Genomic DNA, 24885 nt, shown 5'->3' with positions numbered 1-24885 from the left:
GACGTTGCACTGCCCGGCATCGCAACATGTAAAGGCTGATGGGCACGGATCAGCGCGGCAGCACGTCGCGCAGGTCGTCCATCGTTGGGCGCTTGGGCTCGCGGCCAGGCTGAACCGGCGCGCTGGGCTGCACCGCTGGCACAGACGGGTTGCCGGACGTAGCCGCGCCCGAGGCCGGCGTGCCTGACGCGACGATCACGGGGCCGCTGTCGCCCCCGCCGTTGCGTGCATCGATGACCACGCTCTCGCCCATGCTCACCCGGATCAATTCCGGATAGTCGTAGGCCGCGCCCGAGCTGGTATCCACCACAACGCCAATCGCCCCGCCAAACAGGATGTTGCCGAACGCAAGCGCCTTGGTGGCGGAGACCACCGTCGCCTGCCCTGCATCCATCCCATCCTTGTCGCACCGGACGGTCAGGTTGCCGTACGCACGGCCAATCGTGACCGTGCCGGGTGTCGTTACGTAGTAGGTGCCCTTGCTGTTGACCATTTCACAGCGCGCGCCGTCCACAGGACGTTCGGCTTGATGGGTTTCGACGGAGACCACCTGCCCGGTGCCGCCGACAATGGACGCGCAACCGCTAGCCAGACTCGTGCTGGCAATGACCAATAACAGCGTTGACCGCATTTTCCCTGACGCCCTGGTGTTGTTTTTCTATTTCTTCCGATATCTGCGTTCTGGCAGATGGCCGGTAATGTAGCGCGGGGATTGAACCGGACGCGCCCTACTTCAGCAGGGTGGCCAGCATAATCGAAATTCTTGGCCGCCCACAGTATTGCCAGTTTGATTTGCCAGTCGCGCATAACGCTCGAACGGGCCAGGCTTGATGCATTCACCCTTTCAAGAAACACCGCCGCATTGCAATCACTCGGCCAGGCGGCGCGGAATTCAACAGGCCTTGCTTGCGGAAAGCGACATACGGCGGCGCGCCACAGCCAAATGCAATCAAACCGCCTTCACTGCCTCCGCCAGTTCGGCGCCGATTTCCTCGGAGGCGGCCACCATGGGCGGCCGCAACACGTTCTTCACCAGCCCTTCGGCGGCTAACCAGGCCTTCAGCGGCCCCGGGTTCGTCTGCGCAAACAGCAAGCGGATCACGGGCGCCAGCGCATGATGCAAGCGCCGCGCATCGTTCAGGCGTTGTTCATGCACGGCTCGCGCCATCTCCACAAACAGCTCGGTCCGCACATGGGCGGCCGCAATGATCGCGCCCACGCCGCCCGCGCACAGCGTGCCGAATGCCTGGGCATCCTCGCCCGCCAAGACTTGCAGCCGGCCGTCGGCAATCACGCGCTGCGTCTTGTCGGCATCGCCGCCGCAATCCTTGATGCCATGGATGTTCGGGTGCGCGGCCAGCGCGAGCAGCGTTTCGGTCTCGATGGTGACACCAGTGCGATACGGGATGTCGTACAGCAGCACCGGCACGCGCGACGCATCGGCCAGGGCAGTGAAGTATTCGATGAGCCCAGCCTGCGATGGGCGGATGTACGAAGGCGCCGGGATCAGGAACGCGGCCGGACGATGCCCGGCAAGGCGCAGCATGCGCTCGTGCACCGGTGCCAGCGCGCTGCCCGACAGGCCCATCACGACCGGCAGGCCATCGGCGGCGGCACGCACGGTATCGAGCACGTCGGCCTGCTCCTGATCGGTGAGCGCGGCCGCCTCGCCCGTGCTGCCGCACGCGACGAAGCCGGCGACGCCCAGGCCGCGATAGCGCACGACCAGCGCATACAGCGCGCCGTAATCGACCGAGCGCGCCGCATCCTCGGCAAACGGCGTGACGATGGGCACCCAGATGCCCGCGTACGACGGACGCATGCTGGCGGACGAGGGGGTGAACGGGTTTTCAAGCATGACAACACTCCTGGACGAATCAACGACCGATCGAAGACCGTCAGGAGAGCATCGGGAAGGCAGGCCCGCGAGATGCGGGTGAGTAGATCAACCGTGTCGAACCGCTGGTTGTCCGCTGTTCCGTCGCCCATCTGACGGAACAGCGCTCCGGTCAGACGAGCGGCTGTTTGGAGGCTTTTTTGGCGCGTGCGAGCGTCGACGCAACCCACCGGCTGAAGGCCGGTGCCGTGCGGTTCGACGAGGCAGGGGAAATCACGCGCATGGAAATTGTCAAAAATGTCCCAATACCGTACTGATGTGCGACCGGAGCGTCAAGCGCATAAGCTAGAGATGGCCGGAACGCCGTGAGACGATGTCGGTCTCATGCCACATCTGTTGCCGATTGTTCGATCCAGAAGAGGACTTCATGACCCCTGCCCTGACCTTCCGCTCGACGCGTTTCTCGATGCTGCGCGCGCTGGCGCTGTCGCTGGCCGTGCTGGCTGCACCGCTCCTGTCGGCCTGCGGCTACAACGACTTCCAGTCGAAGGATGAAGCCACCAAGGCCGCCTGGGCCGAGGTCGTCAACCAGTACCAGCGCCGCGCCGACCTGATCCCGAACCTGGTGAACACGGTCAAGGGCTATGCCTCGCACGAAAAGGACACGCTCGAGGCCGTGACGCGCGCCCGGGCGGCCGCCACGAGCATCCAGGTCACGCCGGAAACGCTCAACGACCCCGAGGCGTTCAAGAAATTCCAGCAGGCGCAGGGCGAGCTCTCGAGCGCGCTGTCTCGGTTGATGGCGGTGTCGGAGAACTACCCGCAACTCAAGGCCGACCAGTCGTTCCGTGATCTGCAATCGCAGCTCGAGGGCACCGAGAACCGCATCACCGTGGCGCGCCAGCGTTACATCAAGTCGGTGCAGGACTACAACGTGCTGGCCCGCAGCTTCCCGACCAACCTGACGGCCAAGGTGATGGGCTACCAGGTCAAGCCGAACTTCACGGTCGAGAACGAGAAGGGCATCTCCACCGCCCCGGCGGTGAAGTTCTGACAAGCACTTGAACCTGCCCCCCATGCCGATGCGCGTGCGTGCCTTCTTCGCCCTCCTGCTGACAGCGGCCCTGTGGCTGATGGCAGCGTTGCCCGCGCGTGCGCAGACCGACATGGTCGCCGTGCCGCCGCTGGCCGCGCGCGTGACCGACCTGACCGGCACGCTCAGCGCCGAGCAGCGCGGCGCGCTGGAACAGGTGCTGGCCGACTACGAACAGCAGCGCGGCAGCCAGATCTTCGTGCTGATGGTGCCGACCACCGCGCCCGAGCCGATCGAGGCCTACGGCATTCGGGTGGCCGAAGCGTGGAAGGCCGGGCGCAAGGGCGTGGACGACGGCGCGATCATCCTCATCGCCAAGGACAACCCGGCATCGCTGCGCAAGATGCGCATCGAGGTCGGGCGCGGGCTGGAAGGCTCGCTGACCGACCTGCAATCGAAGCACATCCTCCAGGACGTGATGGCGCCACACTTCCGCCAGGGCGACTTCTATGGCGGGCTGTCGGCGGGCATCTCGGCCATCCAGACCGTCATCGCGCAGGAAAACCTGCCGCCCGCCGAGCGCGCCAAGCGGCAGCAGAGCAGCGGCATCGGAGATTGGCTGCCGGTGCTGTTCCCGCTGGCGATCATCGTGTTCTTTGTGCTGAGCGCGGCCATGCGCTCGGGAGGCCGTGTGACGGGCAGCCTGCCCGGGCGGCCCGGTTCGCGCGTGGTGCTTGGCAACCGTGGCTGGGGCCCGGGCGCCATGGGCGGACTTGGCGGCGGGCTGGGCGGTGGCTGGGGACGCGGCGGGGGTGATCTCGGTGGCGGGGGCGGCGGCTTCGGCGGAGGGGGCGGTGGCGATTTCGGCGGGGGCGGCGCCTCCGGCAACTGGTAACGACAGACGACGCGACCATGGCTTCCCATACCCGACACCATCGCGGCGCCCGCCGGGCCCTGGCCCATCTGCTCACGACGCCGTCGCGCGCGCGGCGCGCGTTCCCGCTCGCCGATCTGCAGCAGCTCGAAGCGGCCGTGCGAGAGGGCGAACAACGCCATCGCGGCGAGGTGCGCGTCGTCATCGAAAGCGCCCTTCCCGTGCGCGATGCGTGGGCCGGCATCACGCCACGCGAGCGCGCCCGCACGCTGTTCGGCCTGCTGGAGGTGTGGAACACCCGCGAACACGTGGGCGTGCTGCTCTACATCAACCTCGCCGACCACGCGGTCGAGATCCTGGCCGATCACGGCATCGCCGCCAAAGTCGACGCGCACACGTGGCGCGCCATCTGCGACACGATCACGGGCGGCTTTGCGCAGCGTGTGTCGATGGCACCCGTGCTGGAAGCGCTGGCGCAGATCAATGACCTGCTGGCCACGCATGCGCCGTCCGACGGTGCGCCGCGCGCGAATGAGTTGAGCGATCGGCCGGTCGTGCTGTAACCGCTCTGCGCTTGAGCCCTTTTCGCCTGCTGCCGCGTCCGCCGTGTTTCACGACTGAAACCGTTTTGACCGGCGCCCACTCGCCATCGCTGTCGGCCGTGCGCCTAATCCTTCCGCATGAGCCGCCCGACGCCACCGCATCGGGCATCGAGGTCAGGCCCACCGTCCGCTCTAGGCTGTCTGACCGATCACGCTGTCCCCTCTTCCCTGAACCCCTATCCAGAGCGGCCCCGCACCCGCGCCGCCACGGTCGGCTGCCACGCACCGGAGCGTGTCTCGTCCAAGGCCGCCATGTTGCAGGAATGCACGCATTCACAGCGTCCACGTGCATGCGGGCTAACCCGCGGGTTGTTTGCGCATACAGCGCCTTCGCATCACTTTCACGTTTGGCGTTTGCGCAAATCGAAAGTGCGTAACCGTTTGCTATATCGCATCGCGCACAATGCGCGCCCGGTGCCCGGGGAAACAAGGCGCGCCGCTTCGTCGCGTCCCCGCCCTTACCCGCGTCCCTACCCTTTGAAAATCAAGGACTTGGCTGCAATGGCACGCTCGTCGCTCTATGGCTTCCGCCGCCATAGCGCGGCGCTGTTTAGGAACAAAAGAGCATAAGCGCCATACACCTTGGGGGGTGCGATGTGAAAACCAGGGACGCACACATCAAGCACTGCCAGACCGGCGCGGCCACTGTGGAGTACGCGCTACTGATGGTGATGGCGGCGTTGGTGCTGGTCAGCGTCATGGCGAGCGTCGAAACCAGCGTGGGCGATTTCTGGAGCAACGCGGTATCGGTGTTGATGACACCTGGTGGGTTCGGATCATCGGGCTCGCAGGGCGGTGGTTCGGGTGGTTGATATTCCGAGGCCTGGGTAGCACGCAATCGCTGCACGAGCCAGTCGCACACAGCGCATGCCGGACGAGCAGCGCAGCGAACAGAACAGAACAGAACAGAAGACGTACGGGGAAGTTGTCAACGCGCTGGCACAAAGAGGCCAGCCGGCTGCAGGGACCGGCAACCCGCCGGGAGCGCCTGTGGCGAACACCGAAGTTGTTGCACTTTCAGGCGTGAGCCGGTCCCTGGAGGAATGGTGGACCAGCCCACGGCGCCCAGTGGGCACCTGCTGCGATTTGCGGCGATGTCCGGGCGAGCGACCACCAGCGGCCACGCCGGTGCGAGCCCTGAGAACTGGTGAAGTCGGGGGAGCCTCTTGGTGTTGTCGTGCTCCGGAACATGCTGGCCTTCGCGCCGGTGTGGCACCGGTGTGCGCACACGATCTCCGGAACCCCTGGTTTGGCCTTGGCCGGCTTGTCTGGCCAGAACCCAGCGCCCGATCTTCAGCGGTGCGCCTTTCCTTGAACCATGACGTGAGGAGATTGAAATGAAAGCCATGATCAAGCGTTTCGTGCGCGAAGAAGACGGTGCAGCCGGCGTGGAATACGCACTGCTGCTGGCCTTTGTGGCTCTGGTGATGGTGACCTACGGCACCACCGTCAAGACCGCGGTCGGCGCCATCTGGAATTCGATCGCAACCCAGCTGTCGACGGCCGCCGCCTGAGCAGTGCCAGTGCGCCCAGGTCAGGTCCGGCAGCCCCGGGCCTGATCCGGCCGAATACACGCTGGCCCGCGGCACCCGCTGCCGCGCGGACAGCCAGAACAATCGCCCGAGAGGAACCCGAGATGACCACCCTGACAAGCCTGAGCGCCCTGGCGAACCTCAGCCTGATCGTGCTCATCGTGATGGCCGCGGCGAGCGACGTGCGCTCGCGCCGCATCCCGAACTGGCTGGTGGCATCGGGCCTCGTGGCAGCGCTTCTCGCGCAATGCCTCACACAGGGCTTCACCGCTGGCGCGCTCGCCTGGCTCGGTGGCGCAGCGGTGGGCATGGGCCTGTGCATCGGCGTCTATCTGCTCGGTGGCATGGGCGCCGGCGACGTGAAGCTGATGGGCGCGATCGGTGCCTTCATGGGGCCCTTCGGCGCCTTCCACATTGCCTTCGTGAGTTTTCTGGCAGGCGGGGTGCTCGCGCTTGCCATGGTGTTGCTGCGCCGTGACGCGCAACGCTCGTTGGCAGGAGTTTCAACGCTGCTGATGTCGCTGCCGTTCGGTGGCAAGGCCGTGCCTTCGCCGGACAGCGGGGGCAAGCGCAGCGGAACGATCCAGTTGCCGTACGCGGTGGCGTTTGCCGCGGGCACGTTGCTGGTGAAGTGGGGAGTGTTGTAGCCGAGGGGGGAACCCCTGACGCGTGCCGATGCGGTGCAAGACAAGCACACGGCGTCGCCGCAGCCAGCCTGACGGAATGAACGCCACCAGGCACGCGCCAGACACACAAGGCATCAAGGACCACGCAAGAACGGTCCGGGACCGGGGAGAAGTGACATGCGTCAATCCAGTCGCACCATCGGGCAAGCCAGGACCTGCGCGGCGCCCCATCGCCACGCCTGTGGACCGCGTCCATCCTGGCACGCACCGCCCGCCTCCCCCTCTTCTTCGGCTGACCGGCGCCTTGGCCGGCCGTGCATGCCCGCTACGTGTCTTCGGACCAGGTGGCGGTGGGATTGAGAACCATCCGAGTGGGGTTGGGAAATGAAAAACCTGCGCATTCTCTCCATGTTGCTGATCGCCACGATCGCCGGCCTTGCGGCGGTGGTCTTCGCCTCGCGCTGGCTCACGCAGCAAAGCAGCAGCGGCATCACCAAGGTGGCCGTGGCCGCCGCCGACATTGACCTCGGCCAGCGCCTGTCGCCGGACTTCATCAAGGTGGTGGACTGGCCGACCGCCAGCCTGCCGCCCGGCGCCATCTCCGACGCGCAAGCGCTCAGCGGCCGCGTCGTGCGCGCCAGCCTGACGCGCGGCGAGCCGGTACTGGAATCGAAGCTCACGCCGCAGGGCACGGCAGGCGGCTTGTCGGCCGTCATTGCCGAAGGCAAGCGCGCCATCACCGTACGGGTGAATGACGTGGTGGGCGTGGCGGGCTTCGCGCTGCCGGGCAGCTACGTCGACATCATCGTCAACACGCTGCAAGACAACAAAGACGGCAAGGCAGCGGCGAGCGATCGGTCCGATCAGTCGATCTCGAAGATCGTGCTGGAAAAGATCCTGGTGCTGGCCGTCGCGCAAGAGGTCAACCGCGACGACACCAAGCCCAAGGTCGTGAACGCCGTCACGCTGGAAGTCACACCTGAACAGGCCGAGAAGCTCGACCTCGCACGCAGCGTGGGCACGCTCTCGCTGGTGCTGCGCAACCAGATCGACCCGCAACCCGCCGACACCACCGGCGCGACCAAGAGCACGCTGCTCAAGGAGCCCAAGATCACGGCGGCCGTGGCGGTGCCGGTGGTCAAGACGGTGCAGGTGGTACGCCGCGTGGCTGCTGCGCAGCGCGCACCCGGCAACTGCATCGGCGTGATTGCCGGCGTGGATCGCGGCGCCGAGTGCTTCTGAAGCGAAGCGCATCACCCAAAAGTCACGGGCAACGATCAACAACACAACAGGAAGAACAGACCAAAGGCCCCAGGAAGAGGGCTCCGGCACGGTCACAGGCAACACATAACCGGCCTTGTCTTGCAGAACAACCAATCTGGGGGATCACCATGAACCGACTCATCACGCAACGCGGCGAGACACGCTGCATGGGGACGTACATGAAGGCGACTGCAACCGCAGTGGCCATGTTGGCGGGGCTTTGGGCAGGTGCGGCGCACGCGCAGGTCGGTGTGGAATCCGCCATCCTGACCAATAACGCGGCGGCGCCAGCCAAGCCGATGCGCATGTCGGCCAGCGGGCCGATCCAGCTGACCATCGGCAGCGCAAGCAACGCAGAAGCCAGCCGCGATTCGGCACCCAAGGGGCCGAACTGCACCGGCGCCATGCGCGAACACAGCGAGGTGACCGTCCCCATCGGCAAATCGACGATGGTGCAGCTGCCGGAAGCCGTACGCAGCCGCACCGTCGGCAACCCCCGCGTGGTGCAGGCGATGCTGGTGTCGCCGCAGACGCTGTACGTGCTGGGGCTGGAAGTCGGCTCCACGAACATGATCGTGCAGGGCCGCAGCGGATCGTGCACGGTCATTGATGTGTCGGTGGGCGCAGACCCGGCCGGCCTGCAAGCCGCGCTGCGCCGCCTGGTGCCGGGCGCGAAGAACGTTGAAGTCTCTGCCGCCGCCGACAGCATCGTGCTGGGCGGCACGGTGAGCGATTCGGTGCAGGCGCAGAAGATCCTCGACATCGCCAATGCGTTTGTCACGCGTCAGGCGCGCGGCCCCGTGCGAGAAGAAGGCGGCGGTGGTCAACAAGCCACCGGCCAGATGAATGCAGGCGGGCAGAACGGCGCGCCGCTGCGCAGCCCACGCATCATCAACATGATGGCGGTCGAAGCCCCGCAACAAGTGATGCTGGAAGTGAAGGTGGCGGAAGTCTCCAAGACCCTGATCGACCAGATGGGCTCGGCGCTCAATGTGGCCGGTGCCTTCGGCAGCTGGTCGGTCGGCGCGCTCGCCAACTTCCTCTCGGGCTCCAACGACATCGTCAACTTCAGCAAGAACAACCGCCTGCCGCTGAAGTTCGCCCTGGATGCGCAGAAGGGCGACGGGCTCGTCAAGGTGCTGGCAGAGCCGAGCCTGATGGCGATCAGCGGTCAGGAAGCGAGCTTCCTTGCCGGCGGCAAGATCTTCATTCCTGTCGCGCAAGGGGCTGCGGTGGGCGGTGTCTCCACCATCGTGCTGCAGGAAGAAACGTTCGGCGTGGGCCTGCGTTTTACGCCCACGGTGATGGAAAACGGCCGCATCAACCTGAAGGTTTCACCGGAAGTTTCGGAGCTCTCTCCGACCGGTGTATCGGTGACCTCACCCAACACCAACAACACGCAGATCCTGCCGCTGATCACCACGCGGCGCGCTTCCACCACGCTGCAGGTGCATGACGGCCAGAGCTTTGCCATCGGCGGGCTGATCAAGAACAACATCACGGGCAGCCTGAAGGCCATCCCCGGTGTCGGCGAGTTGCCGGTAATCGGTGCGCTGGCGCGCAGCACAAGCTTCCAGCAGGACCAGACGGAGCTGGTGTTCGTGGTCACCCCGCGCCTGGTCAAGCCGCTGCCCGCCGATTACCCGCTGCCGACGGATACGTTCGGTCAGGTCAACACGGGCGAGATCCTGCTCAACGGCAACATGGAAGGGCACAAGGCCAAGCCGGTCAAGGCACCGGCCGCGATGGCCGCCCCGGCTTCCTCACTGCCGGCACCGAAGGCTGCCGAAGCTGCACCTGCAGCGCCCGCAGCCCAACCTGTTCAAGCGCCAGCCCCCACCGCGAGCGCTTCGGCTGCAGCCGACACCGCAGCCGAAGCGCAAGCCCCCGCAGCCGCCACGGTACCTGCTGCACCGGCCCACAACGGCACACCGCCCGCGCCGGCTCCCATCGCGCCGGCACCGAAGGCACGCCGCTTCGTGTCGATGGGCGAACAGCCCTTCCACGATTGACCCGATCGCAACCTTCAAGGAGACGATCATGAACATCACCTCGAAGCTGGCGCGGGCCGGACGCTGCAGCGCAATCGCCCTCACCCTGGCTGGCTGCATGACGACCACCCCGGAGTACGACAAACACTTCGGTGAGGCCGTCCGCTCGGTGCGGGCCATGCAGACGCTCAACCCGAGTGCATCGGCCAACACCAACCCGGTCACGGGCGTGGACGGACGTGCCGCCACCGCCGCCATGGACCGCTACAACACCCAGTTCGTCAAGCCGTCGGCCGATGTCAGCGCCTTCACGGTGGGTGTGGGATCGGGCAGGAGCCTGAGTTCGGAAGACCGGTAGATCGCACCACGCAAGAACGCTGAAAGAGGAAAACGCGCCGCCACCCGCGGCGCGTCACCAGACGCTCACAGGAGCCCGGCCATGGCCAAGATCGCTCTCGTATCCGCCGACGAATCGCACCTGCAATACCTCGCGGGGCTGATCGCACAGGCCACCAGCCACGTCGTTCACCGCACGTGCGCCGCGCCCGCCCAGGCACTCGGTAAGCCAGGGCTTGCGCAGGGCGCGGATCTGCTGATCCTGGAGGCTGCCACCTTCAGCGCCGACGACATCCAGCAGCTGCGCCGCCTGACGACGGACCGCCCCGACACGCTCTGCATGCTGCTGACGGAAAACCCGTCCGCCGACCTGCTGATGCGGGCCATGCGCGCGGGCGTGCAGTGCGTGCTGCCGTGGCCGCCCGACGCGCACGAGTTTCGCGACGAGCTGCAACGCTGCACGAGCCACGCGCTGTCCGGCTCGCGCAACGAGGGCCAGGTGCTGTCGTTCCTGTCGTGCAAGGGCGGCAGCGGTACCACCTTCACCGCCGCCAACTTTGCGCATGTGCTCAGCGCACGGCACGGCAAGCATGTGCTGCTCGTCGATCTCTGCCAGCAATACGGCGACGCCGCCTTCCTGGTGACGGACCAGACCCCGCCGGCAACGCTGGCCAATGTCTGCAACCAGATCGACCGGCTCGATGCCGCCCTGCTCGATACCTGTGTCACGCATGTCGGCCCCGACTTCGACGTGCTGGCCGGCGCGGGTGACCCGATCAAGGCCGGCGAGATCAAGGCGATGCATCTGGAACGCCTGCTGACGCTCGCCGCATCGATGTACGACGTGGTCGTGTTCGACCTCGGGCAGGACATCAACCCGGCGTCGATCCTGGTGCTGGACCACAGCAGCGCGATTTACGCCGTGCTGCAACTGAATCTCGCCTACCTGCGTGCCGGCCGCCGGCTGATGGAGATCTGCCACTCGCTCGGTTATCGCGCAGAACGGCTGAAACTCATCGTCAATCAGTACGAGAAGCGCGTGCCCTTCACGCAGAACACCCTGGAAAGCGCCTTCGGGATGCCGGTCTCGCATGTGCTGCCGTATGACCCGGCCACCGTGCGCGACTCTGTCAACGAGGGCCGCCCAGTCCTGGACGTGGCCGAGAACAGCCCGATCAGCCGCGCGCTGACGGACATGGCGCGGCAGCTCTTCCCTGCCACGCAGCCGCAGCGCGACGGCCTGCTGCGCAAGCTGTTCGGCCATGCCAACCATGTACCGGCGCCGGTGCGGGCCTGACAGGCGCCCGACACGTCTCTAACCCTCGATCGCGTGGAGCCCATCATGTCACTGCGAGAACAACTCTTTCAGCAAGCCGGCGAGGCGCTACCGCAACGCGTGACGAACGCGAACGGCTCGAATGGCCACACCAGCGCGGCCTATCAGCAAGTGGCGCAGGACGTGCACCAGATCATCATCGACCGCGTGGAACTGAGCCGCCTGCAGCAGCTCACGCCCGAGCAGATCAAGCGCGAGCTGGCGCAACTGGTCGAGCGCATCGTCGATGAAGGCAAGCACCAGCTCAATGAGAGCGAACGCCGCCGCCTCGTCTCCGACGTGCAGGACGAGATGCTCGGCTACGGGCCGCTCGAACCGCTGCTGGCCGACCCGACCATCTCCGACATCCTCGTCAACACGCACAAGTATGTGTACGTCGAACGCCGCGGCAAGCTCGAGCTGACCAGCGTGACGTTCCACGACGACGCGCACCTGATGCGCGTGATTGAAAAGATGGTGTCGCGCGTTGGCCGCCGCATCGATGAATCGAGCCCGATGGTCGATGCGCGGCTGCCCGATGGCTCCCGGATCAACGCGATCATTCCGCCGTCGGCGATCGATGGGCCGCTGCTGTCGATCCGGCGCTTTTCCGTCAACCCGCTGACGATCCAGGACCTGGTCAACTTCCGCACGATGACACCGGAAATGGCGCAGCTGCTCGATGCGATGGTCAAGGCCAAGCTGAACATCCTGATCTCGGGCGGCACGGGCAGCGGCAAGACCACGCTGCTGAACATCCTGTCGGGCTACATCCCGGCAAACGAACGCATCGTCACCATTGAAGATGCGGCCGAACTGCAACTGCGCCAGAACCATGTGCTGCGCCTGGAAACGCGCCCCGCCAACATCGAAGGCCGCGGCGAGATCACGCAACGCTCGCTGGTGAAGAACGCCCTGCGGATGCGGCCCGATCGCATCATCCTCGGCGAAGTGCGCGGTGCCGAAGCGCTCGACATGCTGCATGCGATGAACACGGGCCACGAAGGGTCGCTCGCCACCATTCACGCGAACACACCGCGGGACGCACTCACGCGTCTCGAGAACATGGTCAGCATGGCGGGCCTGCAACTGCCGCCCAGGACGATGCGCCAGCAGATCACCTCGGCATTGACGGTGGTCGTCCAGGTGACGCGCCTGACCGACGGCAATCGCAAGCTGGTGAGCGTGCAGGAGATCACCGGCATGGAAGGCGAAGTCGTGAACATGCAGGAGATCTTCACCTTCCGCCGCAAGGGCATCGACGCGGACGGCCGCATCAAGGGCCACTTCTGCGCGACGGGCGTGCGGCCCAAGTTCTCGGAACGTCTGCAGGCCTTCGGCATCCATCTGCCGGAAACCCTGTACGACCCGTCGGTGCAATACGAGGTCTAAAGGAGAACCGACATGGACACCATGGTGATCGGTTTCACGCTCTCGGTTTTCGTGGCCATTGTGCTGGGCGTATCCGCTGCGTATCTGTGGTGGGACAGCCGCCACAGCCAGACCGCCAAGCGCCTGAGCCAGCGGCTGAAGATGGCGCTGCTCAGCAGCGCACGGCACGGCGCCGACGAGAGCATCCTCAAGCAGCGCGTGCTGGCGGAATCGCCCGAAGTGGCGGCACTGCTGGGCCGGCTGCCACGCGTCAATCGGCTCGACCTGCTGTTGCTGCAATCGGGGCTGGACTGGTCCGTCGCCCGCTTTCTGGCGCTGACGCTTGTGGTGCCCGTGGTGGTGTTCGTCGGCATCTCGCCGTTCAATCCGCCGTGGGTCGCCTCGCTTGCATTGGCCGCTGCGGGCGCCTCGTTGCCGCTGTTCTACGTGCTGCATCGACGCACGCGCCGGCTGATGAAGCTCGAAGCGCAACTTCCGGAAGCCACCGACCTGATCAGCCGCGCGCTGCGTGCCGGCCACTCGCTGCCGAGCGCGCTGGAGATGGCGGGCGATGAACTGCCGCAGCCGATCGGCGCCGAGCTGGCGATGGTGTTCAGCCAGATCAACTACGGCGTCTCGTTGAACGACGCACTCGCCGGCCTGATCGACCGCGTGCCGGTGGACGACCTGCGCTACCTGGTGATCGCCATCCTCATCCAGCGCGAATCCGGCGGCAACCTGGCCGAGATCCTGGACAACGTGGGCTCGCTCATTCGCAAGCGCCTGCAATTGCTCGACAAGGTGCGCGTGCTGTCGGCAGAGGGCCGCCTCGGCGGCTGGATCCTGACCGCGCTGCCACCGGGCATGGCACTGGTGGTCTACCAGTTGAACCCGGAATTGATGTCCACGCTGTGGAAAGACCCAACGGGCATTCAGATGATGTGGTCGGCCATTGTGATGACCTGCGTGGGCGTGTTGTGGATCCGCCAGATCGTACGCATCCACATCTGACACGACACGGCGCCATAGAGCACAGAACAGAATTCGGAGGCGGGGGCAACCCCGGACGGATATGCACATCGCACAGACAGTCTTGCTTGGCGGCACGTTCATCATCGTCTTTGGCGCGGTGCTGGTGGCGCTCAATGTGCTGCGCCCGAGTGCGCTGCAGCGGCGTCTCGGGCAGATCGACCGTGAAGCGCCCAGCCTCGTGCCGCAGGACACTTCCAACGACTGGCTGCACAAGATCAGCCGGATCGCCAAGCCGCTGGCCAAGGCGTCGCTACCCAAGGATGGCTGGGAATCTTCCGACCTGCGCACGCGCTTCGTGCATGCCGGCTGGCGCTCGCCGGATGCACCCGCCATCTACTTCGGCATCAAGACGCTGCTGGCGATCGGGCTGCCGCTGCTGCTGTCGGTGGTGCTGCTGGGCCGCTTTGACGCCAACCATCAGAACGAATTCCTGAGCGTGCTGTTCGGTGCCGCGCTGCTGGGCTTCTACCTGCCGAACATCGTGCTGCGCGCAAAGATCCGCCGCCGCCAGCGCGACATCTTCGAAGCGTTTCCCGACAGCCTGGACCTCATCATGGTGTGCGTGGAAGCGGGCCTCGGCCTGGATGCCGCCGTGCTGCGCGTGGTGGAAGAAATGCGGACCGCGCGTCCCGCGCTGGCCGAAGAGTACGAACTGCTGACACTCGAACTGCGGGCCGGCCTCGCACGGGAAAAAGCCCTGCGCAACCTCGCCGCCCGCACCGGCGTGGAAGACGTCAGCATGCTGGTGGCCATGCTGATCCAGGCCGACCGCTTCGGCACCAGCGTGGCCGAATCGCTGCGTGTGCATTCGGACATGCTGCGCACCAAGCGCCACATGCTGGCCGAAGAACGCGCCGCCAAGATCGGCACCAAGATCCTCTTCCCGCTGATCTTCTGCATCTTCCCGTCGCTGTTTGTCGTGCTGCTGGGCCCCGCAGCCATCCAGGTGATCGGCGCACTGCGTTCGGTCGCGGCCCAACAGTAAATCGAAGTCAGACAGCCGACCCGCCATCGCTTCAAGGAGACCATCATGCGCTCCCGTGCCTCCCAACGTACCGCGCACCGCCCTGCCCGCACGCGCAAGATGCGCGGCGCGGCCGGCGTCGAGTTCGCCCTGGTCTTTCCGATCCTGCTGCTGGTGGTGTTCGGCATCGTCGAATTTGGCGCGGCGTGGTACGACAAGGCGGTCATCACCAACGCCAGCCGCGAGGCCGCGCGCGCGGGCGTGGTGTTCAGCAACCCTGTGCCCACGAGCACGAAGATCCAGAGCGTGGCGACCAACTACTGCCAGAACCGACTGGTGACGTTCGGTGCCGCAGCCAACTGCACGGTGGGCGCGGTGACGACCTGCTCGGCCTCCGGCAATCCACTCACGGTGACGGTGTCGTACACGTTCACGGGCCTCGTGCTCGGCAAGCTGGCGCCATTTACAGGATCGCTGGCGATGAGCGCGCAGACCACCATGCTCTGCGAATAGCCCGCAGCTCCTGCACTGTGCGAGGTATGCCATGACCCAGCAAGCCCTCTCTCTACGGCAACGCGGCGCGGTCGGAATGATTGCCCCGATGCTGCTGGTTGTCTTCCTGTCGATCGGTGCGATCGCCGTCGACGTGGCGCACCTGTATGTGGTGCGCAATGAGCTGCAGAACGCGGCGGACGCGGCGGCACTGGCAGGCGCGGCGGGGCTCAACCCGATCAGCCCCACGCCGCAGTGGAGCAACGCCGTCACCAAGGGCACCAACGCCGTCACGCTCAATGCTTCCGATGGCACAAAGCTCGCCACCGGCACGGTCACGGCCGGCTACTGGAATCTGACCGGCACCCCGGCCGGCATGCAAGCGCAGAGCATCACACCGGGGAAGAACGACGTGCCAGGCGTGCAAGTGACCATTACGCGCGCATCGGGCGTCAACGGTGGCGCCGTCAAAGGCTGGTTGACGTGGGTGTTTGGCGGCGGCACGGCGGACATCCGCGCCACGGCGGTCGCTGTCATTGCCGCGCCGGGCACGGCCAACCCGGGGGCGCTGTTTCCGGTGGCACTCAACAAGTGCCTGTTCGATCTGTATTGGAACTCCACCACCAACCAGCCCATCAACGACCCGGCGACCGGCCAGCCAAAGGTCCTTCAGATCAACACCAGTTATGGATCGGGCAGTGGCACTTGCGCCAGTGGCGAGTGGACGGGTTTCAACGGCCCTACCGATGCGAACACCGAGAAGGGACTGGTTAGCAGCGGCAACCCGACAACGATCAACGTTGGCGACAGCATCAACATCTCAACCGGGGTGAAGACCAGCGTCTACAACGCAATCCCGTCGCTTCCGTACACCGTGACGATGCCCGTGGTGGCCAACGTTGTGCCCGGCTCAAGTTCGCCTGTGGTGGCGTTTGCCGGCTTCACGATCACAAAGGTCGTCACCAACGGATCGCATTCCTACATCGAGGGCAACTTCACTACCAACACGAAAGTCAGTGGCGGCGGTTCCGGCACGAACTACGGCGCCTATGTGCCGCCGCGCCTCGCAAACTAGGCTCACAGACCATTCACGGAGAAGGCGCCATGGTCCAGTCGAATCAACAGCAACACACGCAGCCGGTGGCCGATCGTCATTGGATCAACGCCGGCACCGTGCGCAAAGGCAGCAAGCTGGCGCTCGCTGTCTTCCTGCTGATCTTCACGCTGGGTGCGTGGGTGACGAACGGCTTCACGGATACGCGCATTACCGGGCCAGGGTCGGACTTCTCGGTGTTCTGGGGCGCGTCGCACATCGCCCTCCATGGTCACCCGCTCGACGCCTACGACATCGACAAGATCATGGTGGTGATCAACCAGTTCGGCACGCTGGAAGCGGGCAGCGATCGCATCCTGCCGTGGCTCTATCCGCCGACCTTCCTGCTGGTGGTGCTGCCGTTGTCGCTGTTGCCGCTGTGGCCGAGCTATCTGCTGTTCATGCTCGCCACCGGCGGCCTGTATGTGAAGGCCACAACCCGGCTGCTTGGTGACAAGGTGGATGCGCGCCAGCACGCGTGGATGTCGGTGGTCAGCTCGCCGGCCGTGTTCGTGACGGTGCTGATGGGGCAGAACTCCATGCTCACCGCGGGGCTGGCCGCTACGGCCGTGGCATGGCTCGACAAGCGGCCCGTGCTGGCCGGCATCGCCATGGGCCTGCTCGCCATCAAGCCGCAACTGGCGCTGCTGTTTCCAGTGGTGCTGCTCGTCACCCGCGCATGGAAGACGATGGCCAGCGCGGCAGTCACCGCGGTTCTGTTCGCCGCCATCAGCGTTGCCGTCTGCGGCTGGGACACCGTGCCCGCCTTCATCCGGAGCGCGCACTGGGCCGAGACCAACCTCGTCGAACACGGCGGCACCGCGTGGTATGTCATGCCGACTTTCCTCGCGGCGGCGCGCGCAGCCGGCATCGGTATCAAGCTGGCCTATGCGATTCAAATGTCGGTGGCCGTACTGGCAACGCTTGCCGCCGCCATCGTGTGGCGCCGCACGAGCGATACCGGGCTGCGTGTTGCTGCGCTGGCAACCGCCACGCTGCTCATCTCGCCTTATGTGCGGGCGTATGAACTCACGTGGCTCGTCGTGGCGATCGCGGGCTACGTCAGCCATGGCATTCGCTTCGGCCTGTCGGGCATGGAGCGCGGGCTGCTGGTTGCGGCATGGCTGTTGCCGGTATTCGAATTCACCAATCCGTTGTTCCAGCTACCGCAGGTCGGGCCGTTTTTCCTGGTGGCGATGATGGCGATGACCGTGCACCGAACGCTCACGCACGCACGCGTGCACACCGCCACCAGCGCCAGCTCCGGCCTGCCGGCTGCGACAGCCATGCCGGCAGCGGCGAACGCACGCACCACCGCATAAGCATCGACAGACCCGTCATAGGTCTGCATATCGTCATCAGAGTTCTTGGGGGAAGTCATGCAACCGAATCATCAAGACCCACACGACGCGCCTCTGCTTTCCCTCGTCGTACCGTTCTACAACGAAGGCGATGCGCTGCACCTCTTCTTCGCCCGCGTGGTGCCGATCCTGGAATCGATCAGCACCGTGCAGTTCGAGATCGTGTGCGTGAACGACGGCAGTACCGACGATACACTCGCCAAGCTCGTCACCGTCTCGCATGCCGACCCACGCGTGCGCGTGGTCGACCTGACACGCAACTTCGGCAAGGAAGCCGCGCTCACCGCCGGGCTCGACGAAGCGCAGGGCGATGCCGTCGTTCCCATCGATGCTGACCTGCAGGATCCACCCGAGTTGATCCCGGCGCTGGTCGCACACTGGCGCAACGGCGCAGAAGTCGTGCTCGCACAGCGCGCCAATCGCGCATGCGACTCCTTCCTCAAGCGCGTGACGGCGGCCGCGTACTACCGCATCCACAACCGCCTCTCCGACCTGAAGCTGCCGGAGAACGTCGGCGACTTCCGCCTGATGGACCGCGCCGTGGTGAATGCCCTCAAGCAGTTGCCCGAGCGGCATCGCTTCATGAAAGGCCTGTTCGCCTGGGTGGGCTTCAGCACCGTGATCGTCCAGTACGAACGTGAGAAACGCAGCGCGGGGACGTCAAAGTTTTCCGGCTGGCGCCTGTGGAATTTCGCGCTTGAAGGCATCACGAGCTTCAGCACGCTGCCGCTGCGCAGCTGGACGTACCTTGGCGCACTCGTGGCCGCGCTGGCGTTCTGCTACGGCGCCTTCATCATCGTGCGCACGATGCTCTTCGGTGTGGTGGTCCCAGGTTACGCCTCGGAGCTATCGCTGATGCTGTTCTTCGGCGGCCTGCAGATGATCGGCCTGGGCATGATCGGCGAATACGTCGGCCGCATTTACGATGAAGCGAAGGGCCGACCGATCTATCTCGTCAAACGCCGCTACCAGGAGCGCCGGCCGCGCAGCCGCGTCCCCGGCAATGGCAGCCGGCAGGTCATCCCGATTGCCAGCGCGCGCACACGCCAGCCGCAAGGCGAACGCCAACGCAGCCACGCCACGCGCCGCTGAAGCAACGGAGCCACATCATGCGACAAACCGAATCCAGCGTCATGGCCGCATTGGCTGGCAGGCTGCCGCCGCCTCTGGCGCATTGGCTGCCGGATCCGGCCATGCTGATGCGCATCTTCCGTTTTGGGGTGTCGGGCGTGGTGGCCACCGGCGTGCACGTGGCGATCGCCACCGCGCTCATCAACGGAGTGTCGGCGTCTCAGGTGACAGCCAATGGCGTGGCATTTGTGTGCGCCAATGTGTGCTCCTACCTGCTCAATGCGCTGTGGAGCTTTTCGGCCAAGCCGGGCGGCGCCAATTTCCTGCGCTTCTACGCCGTTTCGCTGCTGGGCCTCGCGTTGACGCTGGCGATCTCTTGGACGGCCCAGACGCTGGGCCAAAGCTACTGGATCGGGCTGACGGCCATCCTGGCGACAGTGCCGCCGTTGACCTTCGTGCTGCACCGGTGCTGGACGTTCCGCTGAAGGCACGCCGGTGCGTCAGTCGGCCTCGCCGTCGCTGGCACCATGCGTCCGATCAAAACGCCGCAGCGTCTCGATGCGCTCGCGCGTGAGCGGATGCGACGAGAAGAACGCCGAGGCGTCGTCATCGCGGGCCGCATCGCGCTTCTTGTTGGCATGCGCCTTGCGCGTGCCGGCGTGCGTGTCTTCGAGTGCCTGCAGCACGTCGGCAAACGCACCGACGGACAGGCCGTTCTCCTGCAGCATCCTGGCGGCGTAGCGATCGGCGTCACGCTCGTAGTCGCGGGAGTAGCGCAGGGTGAGCATCGCCGCCGGCACGCCGGCCAGAATGCTGGACACATCGCCAAACAGCAGCGCCGCCGTGGCGCCGATCGCCGATGACTGGATCAGCTGACGCAGCCCGTGGCGGTACTCCACGTGGCCCGCCTCATGCGCCAGCACACCGGTGAGACCATCGCCCTCGCCCACCAGCGTCACCAGGGCGTCGGTCAAGATGATGTCGCCGCCGGGCAGCGCGAAGGCGTTCGCGCCCAGCTTGCCCGCGTCGCGGAACACGATGTTGTAGGTGTGCGTGGCCTCGTGCGGCGTGCGCAGTGCGGCAAAGCGCGCGCGGATGCGCTGCTGCTGCGCTGCCGGCAGCTTGCTCGGCTCGAGCCAGCGCTCGTCCAGCGCCCGCAGCGTGCCGTGCCCGAGCTGCGTCTCCACACGTTGCGGCACGAGGTTCGCCACCACCTTGGCGCCCCACGGCAGGCCGTACCGGTAGCCCAGCACGAGCACCAGAATCATGGCCACGAGCGCACCCAGAGCAAGCTTCCAGCTGTTCTGCGCCAGCACCACCCAGCCTTCGTGATATCCCGTGCGATGCAGCAGCGCATTGAGCGCCGCCTGTTCGGCCGCGTCGCCGATCTCGCAGAAGGCCCCGTCGGCAAACGTGATCAGGCGCGGCGCATGCTTGACGCGCTCCGACACCCGCAGCGTGGAAAGCGGCGCACGGCGCAATGGCGTGCCCTCGGGGTCGAACAGCACCGCCTCGCCCGCCTCGACGGCGAGGCGCACTGGTTGCGCGCGCGAGGTGCGGCCGTCAAAGTAGGTGGCGAGAATCACGGGCGGGGCCTTGCGCGGTTACAGGGCGATGTCGATGTCGTACCAATCCACGGCGGCGTCGCCCAGCGCGCCGACCTTGGCGGTCTCGCCGGCGACAAAGGTATCGAGCGAACCGGCCGCCAGCATCGTCACCGAATCGAGCTTGTAGCGCAGCGTGCGTACGCGTGCAAACGGCGTGAACAGCCCGACGGTGATCACGGTCAGCACGGCGTTCGAGATGAAAATCCAGAACAGCTTCGCTGCGCCCACCTGGCTCTGGAAACGGTGCGCACCCAGCGTCGTGTGGTTCCACACCACGTTCTGCAGGCGCGACATGAAGTACGGGGTGAGAAACAGCATCGCCGCGTAGGTCAGCACGACCGTCAGCCCGATGGCGAGGATACGGCCGGCGCTGCCATGCCCCTTGCCGACCGAGACACCCAGCAGCAGCAGGACGCCAAATGCCACCACAAGTGCGAGCACCGCCAGGCCGAACGTGCGCAGGTACACGCCGTAGAAGTTGCCCGGCGTGCCGGAAAAATCAAACGGCGTGGTGCCGAAGCGCGTGTTCTTGTGCTGATAGCGCTTGAAGCGCTGATGCGCCAGCGGCGCCAGCAGATACAGCGAGAACACACTCAGGATCGGCCACACCAGGAACACCATGTAGCCCTCGGCATCCTTGCCCGCAAAGGCAAAGCGCAGGCCGCGATAGCTCGAGTTGGCCATGCGGAACCGCAGCGAGCGCACCAGCAGCCACGGGAACACCGCCGCCAGCAAGACGAGGAACACCAAGCCCAGCACCGGCGATGAATGGCTCAGCACATTGAACGCCAACGCCAGCACGAAGATGATCGCCCGGCCCTTGAGAATGGCGATCGGGCTGCCGTGGTAATCAAAGCTCGACCCTGCCAGTTGCGTGTTGCGATAGAAATACTGCAGCGTGCGTACCTTGGCCCAGGCCGAGTAGATGCCCAGCGTGACGATGGTCAGCAGCAGGTTGACGATCCAGATGCGGAAGTATTCCGAACCGCTGCCGATAAAGCGCAGGCGCAGCGGCCGCGGGACTGCCGGAGCGGGCGCGCTGCCCAGGACGGACTCGCTGGCGATGTCGTTCATCTTGTTCCCTTCCCTGAGTTGTTGTGATGTCCCGCTTGGCCACGGGTGGGCCGATTGTAGCGAACCGGCCGCCCGGCACCGTTAACAGCGCCTTAACAAAGCGCCGGCGCGCGGGCAACAAAAAACCCCGCGGGCTCGCACCCACGGGGTTCTTGTCTGGAACGACCACCGGAAGATCCAGCGGTCGGGCCGGTCTGCCGGACAGGCAAATTACATCATGCCGTCCATGCCGCCCATGCCACCCATGCCGCCCGGCATTGCCGGAGCTGCATCGTCCTTCGGCAGTTCGGACACGGCGCAGTCCGTCGTCAGCATCAGCGATGCAACCGAAGCGGCGTTCTGCAGCGCGGTGCGGGTCACCTTGGTCGGGTCCAGCACGCCCATTTCGACCAGGTCGCCGTACTCGCCGGTGGCGGCGTTGTAGCCGTAGTTGCCCTTGCCTTCGATGACCTTCGCCACCACGACCGACGCTTCTTCGCCAGCGTTGGTGACGATCTGGCGCAGCGGCTCTTCCATCGCGCGCAGCACGATCTTGATGCCGGCGTTCTGGTCAGCGTTGTCGCCTTGCAGGTTCGAGATGGCAGCGCGGGCACGCAGCAGCGCAACACCGCCGCCAGCCACGATGCCTTCTTCCACGGCAGCGCGCGTAGCGTGCAGCGCGTCTTCCACGCGGGCCTTCTTTTCCTTCATTTCGACTTCGGTGGCAGCGCCAACCTTGATCACGGCAACACCGCCAGCCAGCTTGGCCACGCGCTCTTGCAGCTTCTCACGGTCGTAGTCCGAGGTCGCCTCTTCGATCTGGGCACGCACTTGCTTGACGCGCGCTTCGATGTTCTTGGCATCGCCGGCACCGTCGATGATCGTGGTGTTTTCCTTGCCGATTTCGACGCGCTTGGCTTGGCCCAGGTCGTTCAGGGTTGCCTTTTCCAGCGTCAGGCCGACTTCTTCAGCGATGACCTGGCCGCCCGTCAGGATGGCGATGTCTTCCAGCATGGCCTTGCGGCGGTCGCCGAAGCCCGGAGCCTTGACGGCAGCGGTCTTCAGGATGCCACGGATGTTGTTCACCACCAGCGTTGCCAGGGCTTCGCCTTCGACGTCTTCAGCGATGATCAGCAGCGGACGGCCGGCCTTGGCCACTTGCTCGAGCACCGGCAGCAGGTCGCGGATGTTGCTGATCTTCTTGTCGAACAGCAGCACGAACGGGTTGTCCAGCTGGACAACCTGCTTTTCCGGGTTGTTGATGAAGTACGGCGACAGGTAGCCGCGGTCGAACTGCATGCCTTCCACGACGTCCAGCTCGTCGGCCAGCGACTTGCCGTCTTCCACGGTGATCACGCCTTCCTTGCCGACCTTGTCCATGGCTTCAGCGATGCGCTGGCCGATGGATTCGTCGCTGTTAGCCGAGATGGCGCCAACCTGGGCGATTTCCTTGCTGGTCGTCGTCGGCTTGCTGATCTTCTTCAGCTCTTCGACGGCGGCTGCCACGGCCTTGTCGATGCCGCGCTTCAGGTCCATCGGGTTCATGCCGGCGGCAACGTACTTCATGCCTTCGCGCACGATCGACTGGGCCAGCACCGTTGCGGTGGTGGTGCCGTCACCGGCGTTGTCGCTGGTCTTGGAAGCGACTTCCTTGACCATTTGCGCGCCCATGTTCTGCAGCTTGTCCTTCAGCTCGATTTCCTTGGCGACCGACACACCGTCCTTGGTCACGGTCGGGCCACCGAAGCTGCGCTCCAGCACCACGTTGCGGCCCTTCGGGCCCAGGGTCACCTTCACGGCGTTGGCGAGAATGTTCACGCCTTCGACCATCTTGGCACGTGCGGCATCGCCGAACACTACGTCTTTAGCTGCCATCTTGAGAATCTCCGAAATCTTGGGTGTTGCCCGCACCGTTGTGCGAGCAAGGAAAACCGTTTACTGGTAAGCCGTTGCGACCGAGCGCACGCTTACTTTGCCACCACGGCCATGATGTCTTCTTCACGCATGACCAGCACTTCCTGGCCATCCACCTTGACGGTCTGGCCGGCGTACTTGCCGAACAGCACGCGGTCGCCGACCTTCACATCCAGCGCGATCGCATTGCCCTTGTCGTCTTTCTTGCCCGGGCCGACGGCCAGCACTTCGCCTTGATCCGGCTTTTCTGCGGCGGCGTCGGGGATGACGATGCCGGAAGCGGTCTTCGTCTCGTTGTCCAGGCGCTTCACGATCACGCGATCATGCAAAGGACGCAGGTTCATACAAACTCCTCAATGCAAAGTGAGTGTTTATTCACAAAAACGCGCCGCACAAGCGCGGCGCATCGGGAAAGCATCGGGGGCCGGAGCCCATTGTTAGCACTCCTGCCCGGCGAGTGCTAATTATAGGGATGGGGTATGACGATTTCAAGAACGGGGATTGCCCGGGGTGTTTGGCGAGATTCACTCAACCTTGAACTCTCCCCCGTCCGCGCCCCCTTCCCTCGAAGACCGGCTGCCGCTTCCGGCCCACTGCGGACAGCCACATAAACGGCCTGTACGTCTGACAGGCCGCCAGGGAGATACGCCTGTGCCGCGATGGCGCCGTTCAGGTCGGTGCGGTTCTTGGTGAGCCTGCCTGTGTCGGATGACGTGGGCGCGGGGGCTGGGTGGTGATGCCAGGGGAGACGGGTACGACACGGGGCGGTGCCCGCTTTTGACAGATGGCATGTCGGCCTCTCCAAGTTGGATCGGAGGCTCCCCATCTGGTTGCTACACGGGGTGGCGGGCCTGACGGCGCGGGTAGCAAACCGGCCCTTAGAGAACGACCGGCGGACCCGAAGGTCTCCCCGCCCGGCCCGCCATGAAGACCACAAGCGAACGAAATCGGACCGTCGCTTGCGCGACAGTCTCTCTAAGGATTGCTGTGCAGGTTGCTACGCCCGGCTGCCGTTGGTGCGGCAGCGCCGACGTGGGCGTCTTTCACGGTGCGATTCGCGTAGCGAAACGGACTGGACCGTGGCTCCACGTCGTCTTCCCATCATGGCTTGCGCACGGGCTCACCGCGCATGTCGGCCGAGCCGCCCGATCCGGCTGCAGCGCCGGTACCCGGCAGGCCGTCGCTTCCACCGGAGCCGCGCGAGCCTGCAGAGGTGCCGGCGCCATCCGTTGAGGAAGGCGCTGCCGCAGTGGGCAGCCGAGCGTCCTTTGGATGCGTGCGCGGCCCGCGCTTGCCATGCGTGGCCTGTGCGTCCGACGCAGCAAGGGGCGCGGAGGCGGCCCCCGGCGCCGGCGGTACCTGCGCGAATGCTGCGTCCACGCCGCACAAGAGCGCGAGCCACAAGGCGGCTGCCTTCCGTGTTGGCTGCATCGTGCGCATGTCGGCCTCCATGTCGTGCCGGCACACAAGCAGTGCGCGTGCCCGGCGTGCCGCTCGCGCGCGGCGTTGTCACGCTTC

Annotated in this window: 25 protein-coding genes; 18 read left to right on the top strand and 7 right to left on the bottom strand. The window is 65.5% G+C overall.

What is annotated here, in order from left to right:
* Window positions 1–49: 49 nt before the first annotated feature.
* Both TK49_RS23730 and dapA read right to left on the bottom strand, forming a co-directional pair.
* Window positions 50–493, bottom strand: a complete 444-nt coding sequence (locus TK49_RS23730; protein ID WP_052698598.1) for a hypothetical protein — start codon at window positions 491–493, stop codon at window positions 50–52.
* A 456-nt stretch (window positions 494–949) separates the two neighbouring features.
* The gene (gene dapA, locus TK49_RS07365; protein WP_045786132.1) at window positions 950–1858 is read right to left on the bottom strand and encodes a 4-hydroxy-tetrahydrodipicolinate synthase; all 909 of its coding nucleotides are present in this window, start codon (window positions 1856–1858) and stop codon (window positions 950–952) included.
* Between the two features lie 406 nt (window positions 1859–2264).
* Here dapA and TK49_RS07360 point away from each other — a divergent pair, with 406 nt between their 5' ends.
* From TK49_RS07360 to TK49_RS07275, 18 genes are all read left to right on the top strand, one after another.
* Window positions 2265–2891 carry a LemA family protein gene (locus TK49_RS07360; protein ID WP_082062813.1) on the top strand — a complete coding sequence of 209 codons (627 nt, stop codon included), beginning with the start codon at window positions 2265–2267 and terminating at the stop codon, window positions 2889–2891.
* 22 nt (window positions 2892–2913) lie between these two features.
* Entirely contained in the window at window positions 2914–3765 is an 852-nt protein-coding gene (locus TK49_RS07355) for a TPM domain-containing protein (protein ID WP_045786131.1), read from the top strand.
* Window positions 3766–3782: 17 nt separating this feature from the next.
* On the top strand, window positions 3783–4307 hold the full coding sequence (locus tag TK49_RS07350) for a TPM domain-containing protein (protein WP_045786130.1): 525 nt from the start codon (window positions 3783–3785) through the stop codon (window positions 4305–4307).
* A 635-nt stretch (window positions 4308–4942) separates the two neighbouring features.
* Complete coding sequence (locus tag TK49_RS07345; RefSeq protein WP_045786129.1) at window positions 4943–5158, top strand: hypothetical protein; 216 nt, start codon at window positions 4943–4945, stop codon at window positions 5156–5158.
* A 525-nt stretch (window positions 5159–5683) separates the two neighbouring features.
* Complete coding sequence (locus TK49_RS07340) at window positions 5684–5860, top strand: Flp family type IVb pilin (protein ID WP_027678035.1); 177 nt, start codon at window positions 5684–5686, stop codon at window positions 5858–5860.
* Window positions 5861–5982: 122 nt separating this feature from the next.
* Window positions 5983–6525 (top strand): A24 family peptidase, encoded by a 543-nt coding sequence (locus TK49_RS07335; RefSeq protein ID WP_045786128.1) that lies wholly within the window; start codon window positions 5983–5985, stop codon window positions 6523–6525.
* 363 nt (window positions 6526–6888) lie between these two features.
* Complete coding sequence (gene cpaB, locus TK49_RS07330) at window positions 6889–7746, top strand: Flp pilus assembly protein CpaB (protein ID WP_045786127.1); 858 nt, start codon at window positions 6889–6891, stop codon at window positions 7744–7746.
* Between the two features lie 149 nt (window positions 7747–7895).
* Window positions 7896–9779 carry a type II and III secretion system protein family protein gene (locus TK49_RS07325; RefSeq protein WP_045786126.1) on the top strand — a complete coding sequence of 628 codons (1884 nt, stop codon included), beginning with the start codon at window positions 7896–7898 and terminating at the stop codon, window positions 9777–9779.
* Between the two features lie 28 nt (window positions 9780–9807).
* Entirely contained in the window at window positions 9808–10116 is a 309-nt protein-coding gene (locus TK49_RS07320; protein ID WP_045786125.1) for a hypothetical protein, read from the top strand.
* 81 nt (window positions 10117–10197) lie between these two features.
* The gene (locus TK49_RS07315) at window positions 10198–11391 is read left to right on the top strand and encodes a CpaE/TadZ family protein (RefSeq protein WP_045786124.1); all 1194 of its coding nucleotides are present in this window, start codon (window positions 10198–10200) and stop codon (window positions 11389–11391) included.
* 45 nt (window positions 11392–11436) lie between these two features.
* Entirely contained in the window at window positions 11437–12801 is a 1365-nt protein-coding gene (locus TK49_RS07310; protein WP_045786123.1) for a TadA family conjugal transfer-associated ATPase, read from the top strand.
* A 12-nt stretch (window positions 12802–12813) separates the two neighbouring features.
* Complete coding sequence (locus TK49_RS07305) at window positions 12814–13791, top strand: type II secretion system F family protein (RefSeq protein WP_045786122.1); 978 nt, start codon at window positions 12814–12816, stop codon at window positions 13789–13791.
* A gap of 61 nt (window positions 13792–13852) precedes the next feature.
* Window positions 13853–14797, top strand: a complete 945-nt coding sequence (locus TK49_RS07300; protein WP_045786121.1) for a type II secretion system F family protein — start codon at window positions 13853–13855, stop codon at window positions 14795–14797.
* A gap of 45 nt (window positions 14798–14842) precedes the next feature.
* A complete protein-coding gene (locus TK49_RS07295) occupies window positions 14843–15289 on the top strand; it encodes a TadE/TadG family type IV pilus assembly protein (RefSeq protein WP_045786120.1) in 447 nt (148 codons plus the stop codon).
* Window positions 15290–15320: 31 nt separating this feature from the next.
* Window positions 15321–16343: a TadG family pilus assembly protein gene (locus tag TK49_RS07290; protein ID WP_045786119.1), complete on the top strand. Its 1023-nt coding sequence runs from the start codon at window positions 15321–15323 to the stop codon at window positions 16341–16343.
* A gap of 29 nt (window positions 16344–16372) precedes the next feature.
* Window positions 16373–17683 (top strand): glycosyltransferase family 87 protein, encoded by a 1311-nt coding sequence (locus TK49_RS07285; RefSeq protein ID WP_045786118.1) that lies wholly within the window; start codon window positions 16373–16375, stop codon window positions 17681–17683.
* 57 nt (window positions 17684–17740) lie between these two features.
* On the top strand, window positions 17741–18814 hold the full coding sequence (locus TK49_RS07280) for a glycosyltransferase family 2 protein (RefSeq protein ID WP_045786117.1): 1074 nt from the start codon (window positions 17741–17743) through the stop codon (window positions 18812–18814).
* A 17-nt stretch (window positions 18815–18831) separates the two neighbouring features.
* Entirely contained in the window at window positions 18832–19278 is a 447-nt protein-coding gene (locus TK49_RS07275; protein ID WP_045786116.1) for a GtrA family protein, read from the top strand.
* A 15-nt stretch (window positions 19279–19293) separates the two neighbouring features.
* On the opposite strand, the gene TK49_RS07270 is transcribed toward TK49_RS07275, so the two are convergent.
* The 5 genes from TK49_RS07270 to TK49_RS07250 form a co-directional block, all read right to left on the bottom strand.
* Window positions 19294–20379: a M48 family metallopeptidase gene (locus TK49_RS07270; protein WP_045786115.1), complete on the bottom strand. Its 1086-nt coding sequence runs from the start codon at window positions 20377–20379 to the stop codon at window positions 19294–19296.
* Between the two features lie 18 nt (window positions 20380–20397).
* Window positions 20398–21474, bottom strand: a complete 1077-nt coding sequence (locus TK49_RS07265; RefSeq protein ID WP_045786114.1) for a YjgN family protein — start codon at window positions 21472–21474, stop codon at window positions 20398–20400.
* Between the two features lie 210 nt (window positions 21475–21684).
* A complete protein-coding gene (gene groL / locus TK49_RS07260; protein ID WP_045786113.1) occupies window positions 21685–23328 on the bottom strand; it encodes a chaperonin GroEL in 1644 nt (547 codons plus the stop codon).
* Window positions 23329–23420: 92 nt separating this feature from the next.
* Window positions 23421–23711, bottom strand: coding sequence for a co-chaperone GroES (groES, locus tag TK49_RS07255; RefSeq protein ID WP_045786112.1), 291 nt, complete (start codon window positions 23709–23711; stop codon window positions 23421–23423).
* A 757-nt stretch (window positions 23712–24468) separates the two neighbouring features.
* Complete coding sequence (locus tag TK49_RS07250; RefSeq protein ID WP_157773990.1) at window positions 24469–24807, bottom strand: hypothetical protein; 339 nt, start codon at window positions 24805–24807, stop codon at window positions 24469–24471.
* Between the last annotated feature and the right edge of the window lie 78 nt (window positions 24808–24885).

The organism is Ralstonia mannitolilytica (genome assembly GCF_000954135.1).
In the GTDB taxonomy this organism is placed as follows: Bacteria; Pseudomonadota; Gammaproteobacteria; order Burkholderiales; family Burkholderiaceae; genus Ralstonia; species Ralstonia mannitolilytica.
The sequence above is the reverse complement of the archived record's forward strand: the minus strand, read 5'-3'. Positions and strand labels throughout refer to the sequence as shown.

Bases quoted from the DNA above. Each gene is read 5' to 3' on its own strand.
- TK49_RS07310 (WP_045786123.1), top strand. From the start codon at position 11,437: ATGTCACTGCGAGAACAACTCTTTCAGCAAGCCGGCGAGGCGCTACCG.
- TK49_RS07325 (WP_045786126.1), top strand. From the start codon at position 7,896: ATGAACCGACTCATCACGCAACGCGGCGAGACACGCTGCATGGGGACG.
- TK49_RS07320 (WP_045786125.1), top strand. From the start codon at position 9,808: ATGAACATCACCTCGAAGCTGGCGCGGGCCGGACGCTGCAGCGCAATC.
- TK49_RS07275 (WP_045786116.1), top strand. From the start codon at position 18,832: ATGCGACAAACCGAATCCAGCGTCATGGCCGCATTGGCTGGCAGGCTG.
- TK49_RS07295 (WP_045786120.1), top strand. From the start codon at position 14,843: ATGCGCTCCCGTGCCTCCCAACGTACCGCGCACCGCCCTGCCCGCACG.
- cpaB (WP_045786127.1), top strand. From the start codon at position 6,889: ATGAAAAACCTGCGCATTCTCTCCATGTTGCTGATCGCCACGATCGCC.
- dapA (WP_045786132.1), bottom strand. From the start codon at position 1,858: ATGCTTGAAAACCCGTTCACCCCCTCGTCCGCCAGCATGCGTCCGTCG.
- TK49_RS07350 (WP_045786130.1), top strand. From the start codon at position 3,783: ATGGCTTCCCATACCCGACACCATCGCGGCGCCCGCCGGGCCCTGGCC.
- TK49_RS07355 (WP_045786131.1), top strand. From the start codon at position 2,914: ATGCCGATGCGCGTGCGTGCCTTCTTCGCCCTCCTGCTGACAGCGGCC.
- TK49_RS07300 (WP_045786121.1), top strand. From the start codon at position 13,853: ATGCACATCGCACAGACAGTCTTGCTTGGCGGCACGTTCATCATCGTC.
- groL (WP_045786113.1), bottom strand. From the start codon at position 23,328: ATGGCAGCTAAAGACGTAGTGTTCGGCGATGCCGCACGTGCCAAGATG.
- TK49_RS07360 (WP_082062813.1), top strand. From the start codon at position 2,265: ATGACCCCTGCCCTGACCTTCCGCTCGACGCGTTTCTCGATGCTGCGC.
- TK49_RS07280 (WP_045786117.1), top strand. From the start codon at position 17,741: ATGCAACCGAATCATCAAGACCCACACGACGCGCCTCTGCTTTCCCTC.
- TK49_RS07285 (WP_045786118.1), top strand. From the start codon at position 16,373: ATGGTCCAGTCGAATCAACAGCAACACACGCAGCCGGTGGCCGATCGT.
- TK49_RS07305 (WP_045786122.1), top strand. From the start codon at position 12,814: ATGGACACCATGGTGATCGGTTTCACGCTCTCGGTTTTCGTGGCCATT.
- TK49_RS07315 (WP_045786124.1), top strand. From the start codon at position 10,198: ATGGCCAAGATCGCTCTCGTATCCGCCGACGAATCGCACCTGCAATAC.
- TK49_RS07290 (WP_045786119.1), top strand. From the start codon at position 15,321: ATGACCCAGCAAGCCCTCTCTCTACGGCAACGCGGCGCGGTCGGAATG.
- TK49_RS07265 (WP_045786114.1), bottom strand. From the start codon at position 21,474: ATGAACGACATCGCCAGCGAGTCCGTCCTGGGCAGCGCGCCCGCTCCG.
- TK49_RS07335 (WP_045786128.1), top strand. From the start codon at position 5,983: ATGACCACCCTGACAAGCCTGAGCGCCCTGGCGAACCTCAGCCTGATC.
- groES (WP_045786112.1), bottom strand. From the start codon at position 23,711: ATGAACCTGCGTCCTTTGCATGATCGCGTGATCGTGAAGCGCCTGGAC.
- TK49_RS07250 (WP_157773990.1), bottom strand. From the start codon at position 24,807: ATGCGCACGATGCAGCCAACACGGAAGGCAGCCGCCTTGTGGCTCGCG.
- TK49_RS07340 (WP_027678035.1), top strand. From the start codon at position 5,684: ATGAAAGCCATGATCAAGCGTTTCGTGCGCGAAGAAGACGGTGCAGCC.
- TK49_RS23730 (WP_052698598.1), bottom strand. From the start codon at position 493: ATGGTCAACAGCAAGGGCACCTACTACGTAACGACACCCGGCACGGTC.